This is a genomic window from Pandoraea communis, assembly GCF_902459745.1.
In the GTDB taxonomy this organism is placed as follows: domain Bacteria; phylum Pseudomonadota; class Gammaproteobacteria; order Burkholderiales; family Burkholderiaceae; genus Pandoraea; species Pandoraea communis.
The window spans coordinates 119,299-140,506 of the sequence record NZ_CABPSJ010000009.1 but is presented as its reverse complement, the minus strand read 5'-3'; the positions used below and the strand labels follow the sequence as shown (position 1 = coordinate 140,506).

Here is a 21,208-nt window from a genome sequence, read left to right as displayed (position 1 = left end):
GTCATGGCTGCCGTCTCTGCTGTCTTCTCCCCGGTCATGCCGGACGGCGGCGGGTTGCCTGCGCGCCATCCGGTGACGAACGCCGCACACGGCAACGCCGCCGGCGCTCGACGACACGCGGCACCGGCGCGCCTGCTTTGGGGCCTCTGGGCACTGGCGCTGGCCTGTCTGTGCTGGCTGGCGTTGCCGGCCGGCGCAGAAACGCTGGTGGCCGTGCCCGCACTCACCGCGCGCGTGACCGACCTGACGGGAACGCTCACGCCTGAGCAACGCAACGCTCTCGAGACACAACTCGCGCAATACGAGCAAGAGCGCGGCAGTCAGATCTTTATTCTGATGGTGCCGAGCACGGCGCCCGAGACCATCGACCAGTACAGTATCCGCGTGGCGGATGCCTGGAAAGCCGGCCGCAAGGGAGTGGACGACGGCGTCATCATGCTCATCGCGAAGAACAATCCGAACGATCTGCGCAAGATGCGCATCGAAGTCGGACGCGGTGTGCAAGGCTCACTCACCGACGCGGTCTCCGGGCGTATCCTGCGCGACGTGATGGCGCCGTATTTCCGCAACGGCGACTTCTTCGGCGGGCTGGCGGCGGGCGTCGCGGCGGTACAGGCCGCCATGAACAACGAGGCGCTGCCCGCGCCGAATCTCCCCTCGACACGCGCTCCGCACTCAGATCTATCCGATTTCCTGCCGCTGCTCTTCATCGTCTTCATCATTGCGATGGTCGTCATCATGGAGAGCCGCCGGCGCTTCCGCGGTCCGGGACTGCCGGGTGGAGATCCCAACGACCCGCGCTCACGCGTATTCACCGGCCAACGCGGACGCATCGGTACGGGCGGGTTCGGCGCCGGCCTCGGTGGCGGACTGGGGGGCGGCTGGGGACGTAACGACGGCGGTGGCTTCGGCGGCGGCGGTGGTGGCGGCTTCGGCGGTGGCGGGGGTGGCGGATTTGACGGCGGCGGCTCGTCGGGGAACTGGTAATGGCGATGACACACGAACCGATCACGGCGCAACAAAGGCCGCACGACATCTCACGCTGGCTGCGGCACCTCGGCACTTGGCGCGCGCACGCCCGATGGATTTTTCCCGACAAGGCGCTGGATACGCTCGAAGCCACCATCCGGGAATCGGAAACCGAACACCGCTGCGAGATCCGTCTGGTCATCGAAGCGGCCATGCCGCTGGCTGCGGTGTGGCACGGCCACACGTGCCGTCAACGCGCCGTTCAACTGTTTCACCAACTCGGCATCGCCCATACGGGCGAGCGCACGGGCATACTGCTGTACATCAACATCGCCGATCACGATATCGAGCTGATCGCCGACAAAGGCGTCCATGCGCGGGTGCCTGCCCATACATGGGACACCGTGGTTAGCGAAATGAGTGCGGGATTCCATGACGAACGTTATGTCCAGAGCGTGCTCGACGCGCTGAACACCCTGCGCGGCATTGCGCGCGAATCCCTGCCGGCCCACGCCGGCGCAGCGCCGGACAATGCGTTGACCGACCGGCCGCTGATGATCTGACGTCTCATGTTTTCCGAACAGGATTTTGCTTACATGCGCCGCGCGCTGACACTTGCCGAGCGCGGAATGTTCACCACGGCGCCGAATCCGCGCGTCGGCTGCGTGATCGTGCAGGACGGCCGCGTCATCGGTGAAGGTTTCACGCAGCCCGCCGGTCAGGATCACGCCGAAGTGCAGGCCATGAAAGACGCACGCACGCGCGGCGAGTCGTTGCGCGGCGCGACGGCCTACGTCACGCTCGAGCCGTGCAGCCACTACGGCCGCACGCCGCCCTGTGCGAAGGGGCTTATCGAAGCCGGTGTGAAACGCGTGATCGCCGCGATGGAAGATCCGAACCCGCTCGTGGCGGGGCGCGGCCTGGCGATGCTGCGCGACGCGGGCATTGAAGTTCGTTGCGGACTGCTGGAGCAGGAAGCGCGCGAAATGAACATCGGCTTCGTCGCGCGCATGGTGCGCGGCACGCCGTGGGTACGTCTGAAGGTGGCCGCGAGCCTCGATGGCAAGACTGCGCTGAACAACGGCGTGAGCCAGTGGCTCACCGGCCCGGCGGCGCGCGCCGATGGGCACGCGTGGCGCGCTCGGGCATGCGCCATTCTCACCGGTATCGGCACCGTGCGCGAAGACGATCCGGCACTCACCGTGCGCGAGGTCGAGACCACGCGTGCACCGCTGCGCATCGTGGTCGACTCCCGTCTGGAGATTTCCCCAACCGCCAAGGTCCTTGCGAACGGCAACGCACTCGTGGTCTGTGCGAACGGCGATCCGGGCCGGGCGTCGCGTCTGCGCGATCTGGGTGTGGAGGTGCTCGACCTGCCCAATCCGAACGGCAAGGTCGAGTTGTCTGCACTGCTGCGCACGCTAGGGGAGCGTCAGCTCAACGAAATTCACGTGGAAGCCGGCTACAAGCTTAATGGCTCGTTGCTGCGCGAACGCTGTGTGGATGAGTTGCTGACGTATCTCGCGCCTTGCATCGTCGGCGATGCGCAGGGCATGTTCAATCTGCCCGCGCTCACGTCGCTCGACGACAAGCTCGCCCTCAGCTTCACGGACGTGCGCATGATCGAAAGCGATCTGCGCATCATGGCTCGCTTCAAACGCGACTGAGCCGGCCTTTCGATCACAGCAAGAAGCCAGAAAACGCGGGGTGTACCGGCTGGTGCACCCCGTTCTTCTTTGCGGGCCCGGAAGGGCTCGTGCTGCCTGCCGCGCGCTCGCTCAGACGTGGAAGCCCACGCGACCGAGCGACTCCATTTCGACCGACACGTACTGCCCCGGCTGAATGTATTCGGCCGGCGTAGCGCCGCCCGCCATCACGATCCAGCCCGCCTGCAGCGGCTCACCGGCGGCCGCCGACAGACGCGCCGCAGCCACCAGCGAGCGCAGCGGATGGCCTAGCAGCGCCGCCGTCGAGCCCACCTGCACGGTACGGCCGTTGATCGTCATGGCCAACCCCAGATTCGAGAAGTCGACATGCGGATCGTGCCAAGCACCGATCACGAAGCCGCTCGACGATGCGTTGTCCGCAATCACTTCCGGCAGCGTGAACTTGAAGTCCTTGTAGCGCGAATCGATGATCTCGATGGCCGGTGCAATCGCTTCGACTGCCGCGAGCGCCTGCGGACCCGTGACGTTGCCCTCAAGCGGTTTCTTCAGAATGAAGGCGATCTCCGGTTCGACACGCGGATGCACGTAGCGCTTGAAGTCGATGGACGTGCCCTCTTCGACCTGCATGCCGGACGTGAGACGTCCCCAGATCACGTCGGACAGCCCCATCTGAATCATCTTCGCGCGGCTGGTGAAGCCCATCTTCACACCAACGCGCGTCTCACCGCGCTGTGCGCGCCGGGCGAGCGATGCGGCCTGAATGGCGTAGGCGTCGTCGAGCGACAGACGATTGTCGGTATCGAACTGCTCGACCTCGTGCGCGAAATGCGCCGCGTCGTCGAGCAACTTGGCGTAGTCGTGAATGTGGCTCATCGCGCAGCCTCGCTGGCAGGGTCGAACACGGCGCGGACCGAGCCCAGGCCGTTGATACGGGTTTCGAAAATGTCACCGGGCGTCACTGCGGCCATCGGGCCGAGGGCGCCGGAGAGCACCAGGTCGCCGGCCTTGAGCGGCGTGCCTACGGCCGCCATCGTCCGAGCCAGCCACACCACGGCGTTGATCGGACTCCCCAGACAGGCCGCGCCGGCCCCCACGGACACCGGCTCGCCGCGCCGCTCCATCACCATGCCGCACATGCGCACATCGAATTCGGAGAGCCGCTTCGGCGTATTGCCGATCACGTACGCCGACGACGACGCATTATCGGCAATCGTGTCGGTAATGCGGATGTTCCAGTCGGCCACACGGCTACCGACGATCTCCAGCGCAGGCAGCGCATATTCGATGGCGTTGATGACATCGAGCTGGCCCGGGTGATCGACGCGCAGATCCCGGCCGATGACGAAGGCGATCTCGGCTTCGATCTTCGGTTGCGTGAGGATCGATGCGGGGATCGGTTCACCGTCGCCGTAGCCCATGTCGTCGAACAGCATGCCGAAATCGGGCTGGTCAACGCCAAGCTGCTTCTGCACGGCAACCGACGTCAGGCCGATCTTGCAGCCGACGATACGGCGCCCGGCAGCCAGACGCCGCTCGGTGTTGATGCGCTGAATGGCATAGGCGTCTTCGATGCTCAGCGGCGCATACGTGTCGCGCAAAGGCGCGATGAAGCGATGCGAGCGTTCGGCTTCGAGAAGCGCGTCGGCCGCCTGCTGCAGGCGCGCCTGCGTAGCGGCGTCGCGTTGCGTGCTCACCGTCATCACGCGCCTGCCTTGGCCGGCGCCGCCGGCTCGTCCTTGGTGCGCTCGCCCACGGCCCAGTGCGCGGCCGGCACCTGTGTGGCATAGACGCGGATCGATTCGAGCGGTGCGCCGAGCGTTTCATGCACGGTGCGGGCCACGGCCTTCACGCAAGCCTTCACGGTGGCTTCGTCGCGGCCTTCTATCAGATTGATATGTACGATTGGCATGATGCTGTCTCCTGAAAATGCGGCATAGAGAGCGTTCTGGCCCAATGATGCGCGCCCCGGAAGGATACCGTCCAATACCAAATTTCCGGATTCCGATACCATTTCGGTATTGAGCAACGGCACCGGTCGTTGCACCGGGACGGGATTTCCATGGACATCAAGCAGATGCGGTACTTTCTTGCCGTCGCGCAGGAAGGCCATTTCGGGCGGGCGGCAGCGCGGTTGAACATGGCGCAGCCGCCGCTCACCCGTCACATTCACGCGCTCGAAGCCCAGTTGGGCACCGCGCTTTTCGTGCGCACCCCCAAGGGCGCCACACTGACCGCCGCCGGGCAGACGCTGCTCGCCGAGGTGCCGAATATCCTGTCGCTGGCGCGCCGTGCGGAAGAGCAGACTCGCCTTGCGGGCGAAGGCTATATCGGACGCCTCGATGTCGGCATCTTCAGTTCGGGCATTCTCGATGTCATTCCGCGGTTGCTGGCGGGCTTTCATACCGAGCGTCCCGAAGTGAAGATCGGTCTGCACAACCTGTCGAAGACAGAGCAGATCGCGGCGTTGCGCGAGCGGCGCATCGCCATCGGCTTCAATCGCCTGATACCCGACGAACCGGACCTCGTCGTCGACTGGATTCATCGGGAGCCGTTTCTGGTGGCGCTCTACGAAGGCCATCCGCTATGCGAGCGTGCCTCGTTAACGCTGGCCGATCTCGACAACGAGCGGATGATTCTTTATCCGAACGCGCCGGTGCCCGGCCTCGCCGAGGAAGTCGCAGCCGCGTTCCGTGCCGAGGGCGTCACGCTGCGGGTCGAGCAGGAAGTGGAGGACGTCGTAACGTCGATTGCGCTGGTGGCAAGCCGCTTCGGCGTTTGCGTGACGACGGAGTCGGCGGCGAACCTGCGCCTGCCCGGCGTGGTGTACCGGCCGTTGACATCCCGGCACCTGCGGGATATCGAGCTGAACTGCATGTACCGGCGAGACGACGATTCTCCGATTCTCGCGGCCTTTCTCGCGCTCATCCGGCGCTCGCGCAATCAACGTCACACGCTGACCATGTAGCCGGCGCGCATATCCATCGATATACGGCATCGGATGCAAAACTTCACGATTGGATTCCAATGAATCGCGGATTGTATCCAAAATGTCCTTTTCAATAATCCGCGCAGTCGATTCAACATGGCCCCGATTTATCGATTTGAATCGGTTTCAATGGATTTCCTATCTGCGTAGTACTACGGAGTATCGCTGTGAGGACTCTTATTTTTCTCTTCCGACCCTTTTGAAAGCCTTTATTCATGCGGGTTTCGAGGGCACCCCGGATACCTGTTTCAATTGGGCTGCGTATTACGCTACTATGGCGCATCGTTCGTGCCGCCAACGGCGCGAATGATCCAAATACCGACAGGTTCAGCAGTCGATCAAGACCACCGCATGCCTGGGTAGTCAAAAAATACAAATCAAGGAGATGTCCACAATGCAGTTCCGTCACAAATCCCTGTTCGTCGCCGCTGCTCTCGCCTTCATTGGAACGGCCGCCAATGCCGAGACCGTCAAAATCGCCATCGCCGGCCCGTTCAGTGGCTCGGTTGCCCAATACGGCGACATGGTCAAGGCCGGCGCGCTGACCGCCATCGAAGAAATCAATGCGGCAGGCGGTGCTAACGGTAACAAGCTGGAAGCCGTGATGATGGACGATGCATGCGAGCCGAAGCAGGCCGTCGCCGTCGCCAACAAGATCGTCAGCCAGAAGATCAAGTACGTGATCGGTCACGTGTGCTCGGGTTCGACGATCCCGGCATCGGACATCTATGAAAACGAAGGCGTGGTGATGATTACGCCGTCGGCGACTGCCCCGCAGCTGACCGAAGGCAAGAAGCGCCACTTCATCTTCCGCACCATCGGCCGTGACGACCAGCAAGGCCCGGCGGCTGCCCAGTACATCATCAACAAGGTCAAGCCGAAGAAGGTTGCCGTGCTGCACGACAAGCAGTCGTACGGCCAGGGCATCGCCACCTCGGTGAAGAAGGACCTCGACGCCGCCAAGATCCCGGTGGTGCTGTTCGAAGGGATCAACGCCGGCGACTCGGACTACTCGGCTGTCATCACCAAGCTCAAGTCGCAAGGCGTGGACTTCGTGTACTTCGGCGGCTATCACCCGGAAATGGGTCTGCTGCTGCGTCAGGCGCGTGAACAAGGTGTGAAGGCCACGTTCATGGGCCCGGAAGGTGTGGGTAACAAGGACGTGACGGCCATCGCCGGCCCGTCCTCGGAAGGCATGCTCGTGACGCTGCCGGCCGACTTCGCCGCCGATCCGGCCAACGCCAAACTGGTGAAGGCTTTCGCCAACGCCAAGCGCGATCCGAATGGTCCGTTCCAGATGCCGGCCTACACGGGCGTGCAACTGATCGCCAAGAGCATCGCCGGCGCGAAGAGCACCGACTCGGAAAAGGTGGCCAAGTACCTCCACGCCAACACGTTCGACACGCCGATCGGCAAGGTTGCGTATGACGCGGCCGGCGATCTGAAGTCGTTCAAGTTCGTGGTGTTCACCTGGCACAAAGACGCCACCAAGACCGCCGCTAACTGATTCCCTGACGCTTTACCCGCCAGCGAATCACCCCTGCCGCCCGCCGACTCCGGCGGGCGGCGCGCATTCGCGCTCGGCCCCCTCGTCGCGAGGCTTCCCGCATGAACGATTTTTTCCCACAGTTCGCCCAGCAACTGGTCAATGGCCTGACGCTGGGTGCGATCTACGCGCTGATTGCCATTGGCTACACAATGGTCTACGGCATCATCGGCATGATCAACTTTGCCCACGGCGAGATCTACATGATCGGCGCCTATGTCGGGCTTGTCACACTGACTGCCATCGGTACAGCGGCGGGTTACCCCTTGCCTCTCGTGCTGGGGGCAGCACTGCTGGTATCGGTGCTGATCACGGGCCTGTACGGCTTCGCGATCGAGCGGGTGGCGTATCGCCCGCTGCGCGGCGGACCTCGTCTTGGACCGCTGATCTCCGCGATCGGCATGTCCATCTTCCTGCAGAACTACGTGCAGATCGGTCAGGGCGCGCGTGATGTATCCGTGCCGATGCTGATCTCGGGCGCCATCGATATTCCGATGGGCGACTTCACCGTGACCATTCCCTACGCTCGTATGCTGATCGTGGGTGTGACGGTCGCGCTGATGATCCTGCTCACGCTGTTCATCGCCAACTCGCGCATGGGCCGCGCCTGCCGCGCCTGCGCCGAGGACATGCGCATGGCCAACCTGCTCGGCATCGACACGAACCGTGTGATCTCGTTCACGTTCGTGCTCGGCGCCATGCTCGCTGCCGTTGGCGGTGTGCTGATCGGCCTGACCATCGGCAAGCTCAATCCATACATCGGCTTCATCGCCGGCATCAAGGCCTTCACGGCGGCAGTGCTGGGCGGTATCGGCAGCGTTCCCGGCGCCATGCTGGGCGGCGTGCTGCTGGGGCTGGCGGAGACGCTCGCCTCGGGCTATATGCCCTCCGAGTACAAGGACATCGTGGCGTTCTGCCTGCTGGTGCTGGTGCTGTTGTTCCGCCCGACCGGCCTGCTGGGCAAGCCCGACGTCGAGAAAGTCTGAGGTCGACCATGACACAACAACTCACACTCAAGTCCGGCGCCGCCAACCGCGCGCCGGCAGGCGACACGCTCAAGGGTGCGGTCATCGCCGCGCTCGTGACGATCGTCCTCACGGCCCCCATCCTGGGCCTGCAACTGAAGCTCGAAGGCTATCAGGTCGTGCTTGAGCAGCACTGGCGCCCGGTCTGGATCGCCACGGCCATCGTCTTCGTGTTCCAGTTGATCAAGCCCCTGTTGCTTCGCTCGAAGCGTGCGGTGAAGCTGCCGGCCATGCCTGCCATGGGGCGTCGTCAACAACTGACTGCGATGTGGGTGCTGCTCGCCGTCGGGCTCGTGTGGCCCTTCATCGGCTCGCGCGGCGCGGTGGACGTGGCCACGCTTGCGCTCATCTACTGCGTGCTCGGCCTCGGCCTGAACATCGTTGTCGGCTTCGCCGGTCTGCTCGATCTGGGCTACGTCGGCTTCTACGCGGTTGGCGGCTATACGTATGCCCTGCTCAACCAGTACTTCGGCCTGACCTTCTGGGAATGCCTGCCGCTCGCCGCCCTCATGTCGGCCACGTTCGGCTTCCTGCTCGGCTTCCCGGTGTTGCGTCTGCGTGGCGACTATCTCGCTATCGTGACGCTGGGCTTCGGTGAGATCATCCGTCTGCTGCTGAACAACCTGACGAGCCTCACCGGCGGTCCGGACGGCGTGTCGGGCATTCCGAAACCCAGCGTGTTCGGCTTCGAAATGGTGCGTTCGTCGAGTGTCGAAGGCGCGAAGACATTCCATGAGCTGATCGGCCTGCCCTACAGCGGCTCGCACATGGTGATCTTTTTGTACCTGCTCGCGTTTGCACTGGTGGGCTTCACGCTGTTCGTCACGAGCCGCCTGATTCGCATGCCGATCGGCCGGGCGTGGGAAGCCCTGCGTGAAGATGAAATCGCGTGCCGCTCGCTTGGTCTGAACCCGACGCGCATCAAGCTCTCCGCATTCACGCTGGGGGCGTCGTTTGCGGGTCTCGCCGGGGCGTTCTTTGCGGCGCGTCAGGGGCTGGTCACGCCCGAATCGTTCACGTTCATCGAATCGGCACTCATCCTCGCCGTGGTGGTGCTCGGCGGCATGGGCTCGCAGATCGGCGTGATTCTCGCGGCCATCCTGCTCACGATCCTGCCCGAAGTCGCCCGCGACTTTGCGGAATACCGCATGCTGATTTTCGGTCTGGTGATGGTGCTGATGATGATGTGGCGTCCGCAGGGTCTGCTGCCCGCCACCCGCCCGCATGTGGAGTTGCCGCAATGAGTGCAGAACTGTTGAAACTCTCCGGCCTGCAGATGCGCTTCGGCGGTCTGCTCGCCGTCGACGGCGTCGAATTCGACGTCCGCAAGAACGAAGTCTTCGCGATCATCGGCCCGAACGGCGCAGGCAAGACAACCGTCTTCAATTGCGTCGGCGGTTTCTATCGCCCCACGGGCGGTTCGATCATGCTCGACGGCGACAACATCACCGGTCTGCCGAGCCACATGGTGGCCCGGCGCGGTCTGGTCCGCACATTCCAGAACATTCGCCTGTTCCGTCAATTGACGGTCGTGGAGAACCTGCTCGTCGCCCAGCACATGCGTGTGCACAGCGGCTTCCTGCAAGGGTTGCTCTCGACGGGGGCGTTCCGTCGTGCCGAGCGCACAGCGCTCGAGCGCGCCAAGTGGTGGCTCGACCGCCTGGGCCTGACCGCCGTCGCCAATCGCGAAGCGGGCACGCTGTCTTACGGACATCAGCGACGTCTCGAAATCGCACGTTGCATGATTACCGAGCCGCGTCTGCTCATGCTCGACGAACCGGCCGCCGGCCTGAACCCGCAGGAGAAAGTCGAGTTGCAACAACTCGTCGACAACCTGCGTCACGAATTCGGCATCTCGGTGCTGCTCATCGAACACGACATGAGTCTGGTGATGGGCGTTTCGGACCGGATTCTCGTGATGGAACACGGCAAGCCGATCATGACCGGCAAGCCCGACGAGGTGCGCAACGACCCGCGCGTCATCAAGGCCTACCTCGGGGAGGAATAATGCTGAAGCTGGAAAAGATCCATACCCACTACGGGGCCGTCGAAGCACTCTGCGGCGTGTCGATCGAAGTGAAGAAGGGCGAGATCGTCACGCTCATCGGCAGTAACGGCGCAGGCAAGACCACGCTGATGATGACGGTGTGCGGCACCCCGCGCGCATCGAGCGGACGAGTGATGTTCGAAGGCAACGACATCACCGCGTGTCCCACCCATGAAATCATGCGTATGGGACTCGCGATTTCACCGGAAGGGCGCCGGGTGTTTCCGAGTCTGACCGTGATCGAGAACCTGAAGATGGGCGGCTTCTTCGCGTCCAAGAATGAAATCGAGGCCGGCATGGACCACGTTTTCAAGTTGTTTCCGAGACTCGCACAGCGCGGCAAGCAACGCGCCGGCACGATGTCGGGCGGCGAACAGCAGATGCTGGCCATCGGGCGGGCACTGATGAGCCGTCCACGCCTGCTGTTGCTCGACGAGCCGACGCTCGGTCTGGCCCCGCTCGTGATCGCACAGATCTTCGACATCATTCGTGCGATCCGCGAAGAAGGTGTCACGGTGTTTCTGGTCGAGCAAAACGCGAACAAGGCACTGCATGTGGCCGATCGTGGCTATGTGCTCGAAACCGGTCGCGTCGTGCTTGCCGACTCAGCCGCCAACCTGCTCGCGAACGACGACATCAAGCGCGCTTATCTCGGGGCGTGATGTTGCTGCCTGCGACATGAGCCGCCGACGGTGAATGTCGAAAGCAAAAAGGGACGCGTCGTCGGGCGCGTCCCTTTTTTCATGCGGCGGCGTGGAGGTCATGTGCCTCGCATCGCCCGCACGTCACTTCATCAGGTCGACCAACTGATCGAGCGCCTTGCCCCAGCCGTCATGGAAGCCCATGGCCTCGTGCTGCGCACGCGTGGCTTCGTCACCATGAATGGCAATGGCGGTATAGCGCGTGCCCTTACCTTGCGTCTCCATCAATACGGCCGCAGTGAAATGAAAGCCACCGTGTTCCTTCACGGGCGCAGGAGCCGGACGAAAGCCCGGCAGGACGGCATTCGTCCAGACCAGCCGCGAGTTCTCGACGACCTCCAGATAGCACCCGTCATTGGGGAACTGCTGCCCCTCGGGCGAGCGCATCACCGTGCGGAACAGTCCGCCCGGACGCAGATCGATTTCGCATTCCACGGTCTGCCACGGTGCGGGCGTGAACCACTTCTTGATGTGCTCGGGCTTTGTCCACGCCGCCCAAACACGCTCGCACGGCACGTCGACGTAACGCTCAAGCACCAGATCCAGCTTCGGGTCGATCGAGAAAAGATTCGCACGGCTCATGCTCATGTCTCCGTCATCTGTAGCAGATAGCTATCGAGTTGGTCGAGGCGGCGCGTCCACTTGTCGCGCTGCAATTGGAGCCAATCCTGCGCACCGGCCAGCGTCTCGGTTTCCAACGCATAGGTGCGCACACGCCCGCTTTTCCGGGACACGACCAGACCGCTCTCCTCCAGCACATTCAAGTGCTGCGAAAACGACGGTAATGCCATCGAAAACGGGCGCGCCAGTTCACTCACCGAGGCGGGGCCAAGCGTCAGACGCTCGACGACCGCGCGTCGCGTGGGGTCGGACAACGCCTGAAAGATCCGGTCGAGAGGGATGGATTGGTTAGCCATGCGCCTAACTATATTGACGCCGCTTACTTAGGTCAATACCTTTGTATCTGGAATTTGCCGACCGGCAACAAGCTGGCCATCGATTCCTTGAGGCGATTCTTCCGAGATCCGATTCGGACGCTACCGAAATTGCCTGCGTCGGCCGATTTTCCGGGGGGTACAGCACGAGATTCGGCCGCAGCCGTGCACCGGCTTGGCGTAGAATAGAGCCTTTCCAAATTCAGCCCCCGCGTTGTCCGCTATGCCGTTGGCCACTACAGAAGAAATTATTGCCGAGCTGAAGGCCGGCCGCATGGTTGTCCTCGTTGACGAGGAAGATCGTGAAAACGAGGGCGATCTGGTCATGGCGGCCGAGTTCGCGACGCCCGAAGCCATCAACTTCATGGCCAAGTACGGCCGTGGGCTGATTTGCCTCACCCTCACACAGGCGCGCTGCAAGCAGCTCAACCTGCCGCTCATGACGTACCGCAACGGCACGCAGTACGGCACCGCGTTCACGCTGTCGATCGAAGCGGCCGAGGGTGTCACCACCGGCATCTCCGCGGCAGATCGTGCACATACGGTGAAGACGGCCATTGCGCATGAGGCGCGTCCCGAAGATATCGTGCAGCCCGGCCATGTATTCCCGATCATGGCGCAGCCTGGCGGCGTGCTGGTGCGCGCGGGTCACACGGAAGCCGGTTGCGATCTGACGGCAATGGCGGGTCTCACACCTGCGGCCGTGATCTGCGAGATCATGAACGACGACGGCACGATGGCGCGCCTGCCGCAGTTGCTGGAGTTCGCGGAGCAGCACAACATCAAGATCGGCACGATCGTCGATCTGATTCATTACCGCAGCCGCACCGAATCGATGATCGAGACGGTCGCCACGCGCGAAATGCAGACGGCCTGGGGCACCTTCCAGGCAACCCTGTACCGTGACAAGCCGAGCGGCAATCCGCATCTGGCACTGGTACGCGGTACGCCCACGCCGGCTGACGAGACACTTGTGCGCGTCCACGAGCCGCTTTCCGTGCTCGACTTGCTCGAAACCGGCGTGTCGACCCACTCCTGGACGCTTGCTGGCGCCATGCAAGCGATTGCCGAGGCAGGCAAGGGCGTGGTCGTGCTGCTCAATTGCGTGGAAACGCCGGATCACCTGTTCAACCAGTTCGAAGCGCTGGACGAGTCCGAGAAGGCCGCGCGCGCCAAGCGCCGCCCGGTGGACTTCCGTACCCACGGCGTGGGGGCGCAAATCCTGCGCGAGCTGGGCGTCGGTAAAATGCGCGTGCTCTCGAGCCCGCGCAAGATCCCCAACATGGCAGGTTATGGCCTCGAGGTCACCGGTTTCCAACCGATGCCCGGCGCCAGCACCGCCTGAGCATTTCCGTATCGATTCTCCGCCGGCAAACGGCAGAGAATCATCTCGCCGAGCATTGCCCGTCTCGGGCATGTCGGCACAACGTTGGCTGCACCGCCTGGACGGTACTTTTTTAGAGGAAGCCCATTATGGACATCGGACAATACCAGCCGGAACTCGACGGTGAAGGCCTGCGCGTGGGCATCGTGCAAGCACGATTCAACGACGCCGTTTGCACGGCACTGCGCACTGCCGCTGTGGCTGAACTCGATCGCCTCGGCGTTGACGGCGAAGACGTGCTGCTCGTGACGGTGCCCGGCGCACTGGAAATTCCACTGGCATTGCAGAAGATGGCCGAGAGCGGCCAGTTCGACGCACTCATCGCGCTCGGCGCGGTGATCCGCGGCGAGACGTATCACTTTGAGCTTGTCTCGAACGAAAGCGGTGCCGGTATTACGCGCATCGGTCTCGATTTCGGTATCCCCATCGCCAACGCGGTGCTCACGACCGAAAATGACGAACAGGCCGAAGTGCGTGCCGCCGAAAAGGGCCGCGATGCGGCCCGCGTGGCGGTGGAAATGGCCAATCTGCTCGAAGCTATCGACATGCTCAGTGGCGACGACGGATCGGATGAAGACGAAGACGAAGAAGAGGAAGACCGGTAATGAAGAGTGCTCGCCGCCGCGCGCGCGAATTTGCGCTGCAAGGGTTGTATCAATGGCTGCTCTCGCGCGACCACGCGGGTGAGATCGATGCGCATCTGCGCACCACCCCCGGCTACGACAAGGCTGACCGTACTCACCTGGATGCGCTGCTGCACGGCAGCATCCGGGAAGCGGACGCCTTGTCGCAGCAACTCCAGCCGTACCTGGACCGCCCGGCCGCCGAATTGTCGCCGGTCGAACATGCCGTGCTCGTCATTGGTGCCTACGAACTGATTCACCACCTGGACATTCCGTACCGCGTGGTCATCAACGAGGCCGTCGAGCTGGCCAAGACCTTCGGCGGTGTCGAAGGCTTCCGCTACGTGAACGGTGTCCTCGACAAGTTCTCGGCAGAAGTGCGTCCGGATGAAGTTGCCGCCAATCGCAACGGCGGTCGCGGTAAAAGCGCCTGACGCCCGGCAAGGCATTTCGGGCCAGAGGCCCGAAGCGGCCTGCCGCCGGATGAGCCAGACGGTGGGGTGCCTGCCCCGAGGTGCCCCACCCGGCCTTTCCCGCCAGCCCCCTTCAGCCTCGCCTGCCCTTACCCACTCGCTCCTGCCCCCCCGACATCATGGACCGCACGCTCGACCTCTCCCCAGCCTCGTTCAAACTCGCGCAACGTGTCGACAACATCGCCCCGTTCCACGTGATGGAGCTAGCCAAGCAAGCCGCACTGCGGGAAAAGGCGGGACATCGTGTGATTCACATGGGCATCGGCGAACCGGATTTCACGGCACCCGACGCAGTGATCGAGGCGGCGGCGAAGGCCATGCGCGATGGACGGACACAGTACACGGGCGCCATGGGCATTCCCGCCCTGCGCGAAGCCATCGCCGCGTATTACCGTAGTTACTACGGTGTTGACGTCGATCCGTCGCGCATTGTCGTGACAGCCGGTGCCTCGGCTGCTCTGGTGCTGGCCTGCGCAGCGCTCGTTGGTGTGGACGATGAAGTCCTGATGCCGGACCCCTGCTATCCGTGCAATCGCCATTTCGTGTCGACGTTCGACGGCAAACCGGTCTTGATCCCCTCGGGCCCGGAAGACCGCTTCCAGCTCACGGCCGAGCACATTGAATCGCATTGGGGGCCGGCAACGAAGGGGGTGCTGCTTGCCTCACCGTCGAACCCGACAGGCACATCCATCGAGACGGAAGCGTTGTCCCGCATCGTGAAGACGGTACGCGCGCGCGGCGGCTTCACGCTGGTCGACGAGATCTATCAGGGCCTCACCTACGATGGCAAGCCGACCACCGCGCTGTCCTTCGGCGACGATGTCCTGGTCGTGAGCAGCTTCTCGAAGTACTTCAACATGACGGGATGGCGCCTCGGCTGGCTGGTCGTGCCGCCGTCGATGGTGCCGACGTTCGAAAAGCTCGCGCAGAATCTGTTCATCTGCCCGTCTGCCGTGGCGCAACATGCCGCGACGGCCTGCTTCCTTCCGGAAACCCTGGCGATTTACGAATCCCGCAAGGAAGCGTTCCGCAAACGCCGCGATTACATCGTGCCGGCGCTCGAACGCCTTGGCTTCAAGGTGCCCGTAATGCCTGACGGTGCGTTTTACGTCTACGCAGACTGCACCGGCGTATCGCATCCGCACGCCGCCGACAGCGATCGCCTCACGCAGTCGCTGCTTCAGCAGGCAGACGTCGTGCTCGTGCCAGGACTGGACTTCGGTTTCGCCGAACCACACCGATACATCCGTTTGTCGTATGCCACGTCGCTCGAGCAGTTGCACGAGGCCATGGACCGGATCGGAAAGGTCTTTACCGCAGGTTGATGATGCGCGCAGATGCCCGTCGTTACTGCGCCCCGCCCTCAGGAAAACAAAAAACCCATCGAAGCGATTCGATGGGTTTTTTGTTTGCTGCGCATCGCCTCTCTATATAGATAGGCATCGCACTTGCCGAAGGTGACTTTCCCGGACGGCGATACGCCGGCCATGGCGCATCATCCGAGGTCATCCGAGAGGTCGATCAGGCCGATCAGGCAGCGGTGCTGTCGTCCGCTTCGAGCGGCTTGGCCGCCGCAGCGGCCTTGCCCGTCGATGTCGACGCGGCCGGCGTAGGTGCCGATTCGTCCGACTTGCCCGCCGAGACCGGCTTCACGGCCGGCTTGGCCGAAGCCGAACTGACGATCACCGGCGCTTGCGGCGCATTCGGCGAGACCTTGTGGCCCATGGTCACACCACGCAGACGATCGCGCTCGGCAAGCACCTTGGCGCCATAACCGCCGTCACCTGCGCTGGTCGAACCAACGTAGAGGCGCAAACCACCGGCAAGCGAACCGCCGCGCGCAATGCATTCCTTCAGGATCAACGCACCCACCTTGATATTCGCGAGCGGATGCAGTGCTGCCTCGGGACCGCCGAAGTATTCGAGCTTGTCCTGATGCACCTTCGACATGACCTGCATGAGGCCCTGTGCGCCGACGGTGCTCTCGGCATACGGGTTGAAGCCCGATTCGATTGCCATCACCGCAAGCAGCAGCAGCGGATCGAGGCCGACTTCCTTGCCCGTCGAATAGGCTGCGCGCACGAGATTGCCCGTCACGTCACCTGCCACGCGATAGCGTCGTGCCAGATAGTCGGCCACGGCGATCTGCTCACGCGTGTCCAGCGCCTTGGGGGCACGCGCATCGGCGGCCACACGCTGGTTCGGAATATAAGCGGCGAGAACGGCGGCCGACGGCACGTGTTGTGCCGCTTGCGCCATCAACGACGAGTCGGACGGGGAACCCTGAACGACGATGCTGCCGTTGGTGCCCTGGCTGGCCGCATTGGCCGTACCGGTGGCCGCCTCGAGCAGCGGACCCACGCGCGACGCCAGATCGGCGCGCCACGTCGGTTGGGCCCACAACGCCAGCGTGCCGACCACGGCAACCAGACCAACCGCGCTAGACGTATACAGTCCAACACGACCGCCGTGCCAGGCAAGACGACGCCAATCGCGGCGAGCCGCGGCTACCGTTGCCGCACCGCGTGCGCCAAACGCACGGACAGCGGCCAGTAGCCAGGGTGATAAACCAGACTTCTTCATACTACGTACTCCGGTTACGCCGTCACCACGGGGTGGCCCCGGGGCGTAAGGAAACGAGCCAGCATGCCCGCCAGGCATCCCGTTAATTGCTCATCTACGGCATATGGAACGGGGCGGCGCATCGCGTTTGTCATTGACGATGCCGCTACCGCCGCAGCGCGCCGACCTGTTCAGGTCCCCGGCGCTGACGAGCTATCGCTCGCGCTGCTTCCTAAAACACTGGTTTCCCGACCTCGGTGAGAAAACCAGCCACTGAAAATCCACGTCGATGTTGTAGTTGTCGCTAAGCTCGAGCGGGTTGGCCTACCCGTCATCGAAGCCGCCTTTCTGGATTCAACGGGCGGATTGTAGCAGCCACATATAAACCGTCAATACTATTATTATCAAAAATCATTACTAAAAGTAATTTGTAACAGCTGTTTTGCCGTGACGTTCGGGAGCCTTGACCGGTAAAATGCCCTGCCTCACCCCGCGTTTACAAGGGTGCCACCCCGACATTCTTCGAATTCAAACGACCGTTTACACCGGGCGTAGGAAATTCGTAAAAATTTTTGGTAACGGTTTGTTTCATGAAATATCTCGATCTTCGTGACTTCACCGCGCAACTGGAGCGATCCGGCCAGCTTCGTCGCGTAGACGTGCCGGTTTCGCCGGTGCTGGAGATGACGGCACTCGCCGACCGTGTACTCAAGGCGGCGGGTCCTGCGCTGTGGTTTGAGCGGCCGACAGGCTACGCCATGCCGGTGCTTGCCAACTTATTTGGCACCCCTGAACGAGTGGCGCTCGGCATGGGCGTCGACAATGGCGAAAACGCCTTGGGTTCGCTGCGCGACATCGGCCGCCTTCTCTCGGCACTCAAGGAACCCGAACCCCCTCGCGGACTCAAGGATGCGGGCAAACTGCTCGGCATGGCCAAGGCGGTTTGGGACATGGCGCCCAAGGAAGTCAGCAGCCCGGTGTGTCAGGAGATCGTCTGGGAAGGCGATGACGTCGACCTCGCGCGCCTGCCGATTCAGACTTGCTGGCCTGGCGACGCCGCCCCGCTCATCACGTGGGGCCTCGTGATTACCAAGGGCCCCCATCGCAAACGTCAGAACCTGGGCATCTACCGCCAGCAGGTCATCAGCCGCAATCAGGTCATCATGCGCTGGCTCGCCCACCGGGGCGGCGCGCTCGATTTCCGCGAGTTCGCGCTGGTGAACCCCGGCAAGCCGTTCCCGATTGCTGTCGCGCTCGGCGCCGATCCGGCCACCATGCTTGGCGCCGTGACGCCCGTACCCGATACGTTGTCCGAGTATCAGTTTGCCGGTTTGCTGCGCGGCAGTCGCACCGAGTTGGCCAAATGCGTGACGCCGGGACTGGAATCGTTGCGTGTTCCAGCACGCGCCGAGATCGTGCTCGAGGGCTTCATTTATCCGTCCGGGCAAGCGCGGGCCATCCCCGATGGCGCCCCGCCGCCGCCGTCGCGCGGTGCGACGGCAGGTTACGATCACGCGCTGGAAGGCCCTTACGGCGACCACACCGGCTACTACAACGAGCAGGAGTGGTTCCCGGTGTTCACGATCGAGCGCATCACCCTGCGCCGCAACGCCGTCTACCACTCGACGTACACGGGCAAACCGCCCGATGAGCCGGCCGTGCTCGGCGTGGCGCTCAACGAAGTGTTCGTCCCGCTGCTGCAGAAGCAATTCCCCGAGATCACCGATTTCTATCTGCCGCCGGAAGGTTGCAGCTATCGGATGGCCATCGTGCAGATGAAGAAGGCCTATCCGGGGCATGCCAAGCGCGTGATGTTCGGCGTGTGGAGTTTTCTGCGCCAGTTCATGTATACGAAGTTCATCGTCGTGGTGGACGAGGACGTCGATATCCGCGACTGGAAGGAAGTCATCTGGGCGATCACCACGCGCGTCGATCCGATCCGCGACACCACGCTCGTCGACCAGACCCCCATCGACTATCTTGACTTCGCCTCGCCCAAAGCGGGACTGGGCTCCAAGATGGGCATCGACGCGACCAACAAGTGGGCCGGGGAGACATCGCGCGAGTGGGGGCGCCCCATCGAAATGAGCGCCGACGTCGAGGCTCGCATGGCGGTTCTGTATAAGGATCTCGGCTTGTAAAACCGGCCACGCCAGCCGAATCGCGAGACGCCGGCGGCCACCGGGCTGCCGGTATCGCGCGCGCAGCGCCGTTCGACACCGCATCCCTCCATCCGATGCGCACGCGTCACAAACGGCGCACGGCATTGGAGTAAGCTGACACCCGACGCACGACGCACCGACAAGCCGTATCCGTTTCCGCCCCCGAGCGGCGCGCAGCCCCCGCCGACCGCGCCGCCCGGTCATCGAGAGGAGAGCTGATCGTGTCATCCCCCCGCCAATCCGCGCATTCGCGCACAACGGCCAGCGTCCATCCGGCACTGGCCCGTCTGAAAGATCCGGACCTGCTCAAGTCCGACGCCTATATTGACGGCGACTGGACGCCCGCCGATTCCCACGCGACGTTCGTCGTCAACGACCCGGCCACCGGCGCGCAGATCGCCCATGTCGCCGATCTGGGCGCCAAAGAAACCGAGCGCGCCCTGATTGCCGCCGAAATCGCGCTGCCCGAGTGGCGCCGCAAGACCGGCAAAGAGCGCGCCCGCATCATGCGTCACTGGTTCGACCTCATCATGCAGGCACAGGACGACCTCGGCGCCATCATGACCGCCGAGCAAGGCAAGCCCCTGGCCGAAGCCAAAGGGGAAGTCGCCTACGGGGCATCGTTCATCGAGTGGTTCGCCGAAGAGGCCAAACGCATCGACGGCGACGTGCTCAGTTCCCCGGAAAACGGCAAGCGCCTGCTGGTGCTCAAGCAGCCCATCGGGGTATGCGCGTCGATCACGCCCTGGAACTTCCCCATCGCGATGATCACCCGCAAGATCGCCCCGGCAATTGCGGCAGGCTGCACGATCGTGGTCAAACCCGCTCGCCTCACCCCACTCTCGGCCCTGGCGCTCGCCGAACTCGCTCACCGCGCCGGGTTACCCAAGGGCGTCTTCAATGTCGTGACGTCGAAAAACTCGTCGGACGTGGGTAACGTGCTCACGTCGAGCCCGCGCGTGCGTCACCTGTCCTTCACCGGCTCGACACCGGTCGGCGCGAAGCTCATGGCGCAATGCGCGCCGACGATCAAGAAAGTGGCACTCGAACTGGGCGGCCTCGCGCCATTCCTCGTCTTCGACGATGCCGACGTGGACGCCGCCGTTGAAGGCTGCATCGCGTCCAAATTCCGCAATGCCGGGCAGACGTGCGTCTGCGCGAACCGCATCTACGCGCAAGACGGCATCTACGACACGTTCGTCGAGAAACTCACCGCCGCCGTGAGCAAGCTGCGCGTGGGCAACGGCTTCGAGCCGGGCGTCGCGATCGGCCCGCTCATCGAGGACGCCGCTGTCGCGAAGGTCGAGCGCCACGTCGAAGACGCCCTCGCCAAGGGCGGCCGTGTCACGGTCGGCGGCAAGGTGCTGCATGGCCGCTTTTTCGAGCCGACCGTCGTCGCCGATGCCAGCGCCGACATGCTCGTCGCGCAGGAGGAAACGTTTGGCCCCTTGGCACCGGTCTTCCGCTTCAAGGACGAAGCAGACGGCATTCGTCTGGCCAACGCCACCGACTTCGGCCTCGCCTCATATTTCTTCGCCCGTGACGTCGGACGCGTCTGGCGCGTCGCCGAAGGCATCGAAGCCGGCATGGTCGGCATCAACACCGGCCTGATCTCGAACGAGGTGGCTCCCTTCGGCGGGGTCAAGCAGTCGGGTCTGGGTCGGGAAGGGTCTAAATACGGCATCGACGAGTACCTTGAAATGAAGTATCTCTGTCTTGCCGGGATGTGATTTTTATCTGACCCTTTAACAATTTGTAATAGGCACATTCCCACTCCGAGATCCGCGCCCCGACTGGCTTGCACGCATTTTGCCTTAACGTCGCCGAACCGGATGCCATTGGGAATGTGTTACAAAGTCCCACAGATGCGGGTCGCCTCGGGTAGAATCGCGCTTTTTTTCGCGAACGGCGACCCCGACCCCAATTCTGGCAGTGCACGCTCCCCCGTGCGCCACGACACGGGAACGGTCGATATTCGCGAAGCCGATCAACAGAAGTCGCGTCCGTCAGCGCCGTCCCCCCCGCCGTCATTCCCCTTGTGACTGCGACCGGCCTGGCCGGCAGTTTGTCCGCCCCTCGCGCAGCGTGCCGCCCCGCCCTCACCGGGTCAGGTGCCTGCTCCCCCGGG

The 21,208-nt window shown here is 63.3% G+C and carries 21 protein-coding genes; 15 read left to right on the top strand and 6 right to left on the bottom strand.

Translation table 11 applies throughout. The features are described from left to right. Nucleotides 1–3: 3 nt before the first annotated feature. Genes PCO31110_RS24635 through ribD form a run of 3 tightly spaced genes read left to right on the top strand, consistent with a single transcriptional unit; the run spans nt 4 to nt 2,636 of the window. Complete coding sequence (locus PCO31110_RS24635) at nt 4–987, top strand: TPM domain-containing protein (RefSeq protein ID WP_246189973.1); 984 nt, start codon at nt 4–6, stop codon at nt 985–987. Next, the gene (locus PCO31110_RS24630) at nt 987–1,532 is read left to right on the top strand and encodes a TPM domain-containing protein (protein WP_010804426.1); all 546 of its coding nucleotides are present in this window, start codon (nt 987–989) and stop codon (nt 1,530–1,532) included. Before PCO31110_RS24635 ends, PCO31110_RS24630 begins: the two co-directional genes overlap by 1 nt. Before the next feature lie 6 nt (nt 1,533–1,538). After that, entirely contained in the window at nt 1,539–2,636 is a 1,098-nt protein-coding gene (gene ribD, locus PCO31110_RS24625) for a bifunctional diaminohydroxyphosphoribosylaminopyrimidine deaminase/5-amino-6-(5-phosphoribosylamino)uracil reductase RibD (RefSeq protein ID WP_150691669.1), read from the top strand. Between the two features lie 111 nt (nt 2,637–2,747). Here the strand turns inward: ribD and PCO31110_RS24620 are convergent, their stop codons facing one another. From PCO31110_RS24620 to PCO31110_RS24610, 3 genes are read right to left on the bottom strand one after another with little or no spacing between them, the layout of a single operon-like run. Continuing rightward, nucleotides 2,748–3,509 carry a 2-keto-4-pentenoate hydratase gene (locus PCO31110_RS24620; protein WP_010804428.1) on the bottom strand — a complete coding sequence of 254 codons (762 nt, stop codon included), beginning with the start codon at nt 3,507–3,509 and terminating at the stop codon, nt 2,748–2,750. Continuing rightward, on the bottom strand, nt 3,506–4,330 hold the full coding sequence (locus PCO31110_RS24615; RefSeq protein WP_246189972.1) for a 2-keto-4-pentenoate hydratase: 825 nt from the start codon (nt 4,328–4,330) through the stop codon (nt 3,506–3,508). Before PCO31110_RS24615 ends, PCO31110_RS24620 begins: the two co-directional genes overlap by 4 nt. 5 nt (nt 4,331–4,335) lie before the next feature. Further along, on the bottom strand, nt 4,336–4,545 hold the full coding sequence (locus PCO31110_RS24610) for a tautomerase family protein (protein ID WP_010804430.1): 210 nt from the start codon (nt 4,543–4,545) through the stop codon (nt 4,336–4,338). A 150-nt stretch (nt 4,546–4,695) separates the two neighbouring features. Here PCO31110_RS24610 and PCO31110_RS24605 point away from each other — a divergent pair, with 150 nt between their 5' ends. From PCO31110_RS24605 to PCO31110_RS24580, 6 genes are all read left to right on the top strand, one after another. Continuing rightward, nucleotides 4,696–5,601 carry a LysR family transcriptional regulator gene (locus PCO31110_RS24605; RefSeq protein WP_010804431.1) on the top strand — a complete coding sequence of 302 codons (906 nt, stop codon included), beginning with the start codon at nt 4,696–4,698 and terminating at the stop codon, nt 5,599–5,601. Nucleotides 5,602–6,016: 415 nt separating this feature from the next. Further along, nucleotides 6,017–7,129 carry a branched-chain amino acid ABC transporter substrate-binding protein gene (locus tag PCO31110_RS24600; RefSeq protein WP_010804432.1) on the top strand — a complete coding sequence of 371 codons (1,113 nt, stop codon included), beginning with the start codon at nt 6,017–6,019 and terminating at the stop codon, nt 7,127–7,129. Nucleotides 7,130–7,230: 101 nt separating this feature from the next. Continuing rightward, nucleotides 7,231–8,154, top strand: coding sequence for a high-affinity branched-chain amino acid ABC transporter permease LivH (gene livH / locus PCO31110_RS24595; RefSeq protein ID WP_010804433.1), 924 nt, complete (start codon nt 7,231–7,233; stop codon nt 8,152–8,154). Nucleotides 8,155–8,162: 8 nt separating this feature from the next. Beyond that, on the top strand, nt 8,163–9,437 hold the full coding sequence (locus PCO31110_RS24590) for a high-affinity branched-chain amino acid ABC transporter permease LivM (protein ID WP_010804434.1): 1,275 nt from the start codon (nt 8,163–8,165) through the stop codon (nt 9,435–9,437). Then, nucleotides 9,434–10,201: a high-affinity branched-chain amino acid ABC transporter ATP-binding protein LivG gene (gene livG, locus PCO31110_RS24585; protein WP_010804435.1), complete on the top strand. Its 768-nt coding sequence runs from the start codon at nt 9,434–9,436 to the stop codon at nt 10,199–10,201. Before PCO31110_RS24590 ends, livG begins: the two co-directional genes overlap by 4 nt. Beyond that, complete coding sequence (locus PCO31110_RS24580) at nt 10,201–10,902, top strand: ABC transporter ATP-binding protein (protein ID WP_010804436.1); 702 nt, start codon at nt 10,201–10,203, stop codon at nt 10,900–10,902. Before livG ends, PCO31110_RS24580 begins: the two co-directional genes overlap by 1 nt. Nucleotides 10,903–11,025: 123 nt before the next feature. Here PCO31110_RS24580 and PCO31110_RS24575 read toward each other — a convergent pair whose 3' ends face one another. Next, on the bottom strand, nt 11,026–11,523 hold the full coding sequence (locus PCO31110_RS24575; protein ID WP_150691667.1) for an SRPBCC family protein: 498 nt from the start codon (nt 11,521–11,523) through the stop codon (nt 11,026–11,028). Between the two features lie 2 nt (nt 11,524–11,525). Next, nucleotides 11,526–11,858: an ArsR/SmtB family transcription factor gene (locus PCO31110_RS24570; RefSeq protein WP_010804438.1), complete on the bottom strand. Its 333-nt coding sequence runs from the start codon at nt 11,856–11,858 to the stop codon at nt 11,526–11,528. A gap of 241 nt (nt 11,859–12,099) precedes the next feature. On the opposite strand from PCO31110_RS24570, the gene ribBA reads away from it, so the two are divergent. The 4 genes from ribBA (at nt 12,100) to PCO31110_RS24550 (ending at nt 15,681) form a co-directional block, all read left to right on the top strand. Next, on the top strand, nt 12,100–13,221 hold the full coding sequence (gene ribBA / locus PCO31110_RS24565; protein WP_010804439.1) for a bifunctional 3,4-dihydroxy-2-butanone-4-phosphate synthase/GTP cyclohydrolase II: 1,122 nt from the start codon (nt 12,100–12,102) through the stop codon (nt 13,219–13,221). A gap of 128 nt (nt 13,222–13,349) precedes the next feature. Further along, the gene (gene ribH, locus PCO31110_RS24560) at nt 13,350–13,865 is read left to right on the top strand and encodes a 6,7-dimethyl-8-ribityllumazine synthase (protein WP_010804440.1); all 516 of its coding nucleotides are present in this window, start codon (nt 13,350–13,352) and stop codon (nt 13,863–13,865) included. Further along, a complete protein-coding gene (nusB, locus tag PCO31110_RS24555; protein ID WP_010804441.1) occupies nt 13,865–14,317 on the top strand; it encodes a transcription antitermination factor NusB in 453 nt (150 codons plus the stop codon). The genes ribH and nusB overlap by 1 nt, the downstream gene beginning before the upstream one ends. A gap of 158 nt (nt 14,318–14,475) precedes the next feature. Next, nucleotides 14,476–15,681 (top strand): pyridoxal phosphate-dependent aminotransferase, encoded by a 1,206-nt coding sequence (locus PCO31110_RS24550; protein ID WP_150691666.1) that lies wholly within the window; start codon nt 14,476–14,478, stop codon nt 15,679–15,681. A 205-nt stretch (nt 15,682–15,886) separates the two neighbouring features. Here PCO31110_RS24550 and PCO31110_RS24545 read toward each other — a convergent pair whose 3' ends face one another. Continuing rightward, nucleotides 15,887–16,939 carry a lytic transglycosylase domain-containing protein gene (locus PCO31110_RS24545; protein ID WP_010804443.1) on the bottom strand — a complete coding sequence of 351 codons (1,053 nt, stop codon included), beginning with the start codon at nt 16,937–16,939 and terminating at the stop codon, nt 15,887–15,889. Between the two features lie 569 nt (nt 16,940–17,508). On the opposite strand from PCO31110_RS24545, the gene PCO31110_RS24540 reads away from it, so the two are divergent. Both PCO31110_RS24540 and PCO31110_RS24535 read left to right on the top strand, forming a co-directional pair. Next, entirely contained in the window at nt 17,509–19,059 is a 1,551-nt protein-coding gene (locus tag PCO31110_RS24540) for a UbiD family decarboxylase (protein ID WP_150691665.1), read from the top strand. A gap of 242 nt (nt 19,060–19,301) precedes the next feature. Continuing rightward, on the top strand, nt 19,302–20,810 hold the full coding sequence (locus PCO31110_RS24535) for an NAD-dependent succinate-semialdehyde dehydrogenase (RefSeq protein ID WP_150691664.1): 1,509 nt from the start codon (nt 19,302–19,304) through the stop codon (nt 20,808–20,810). Nucleotides 20,811–21,208: the final 398 nt, after the last annotated feature.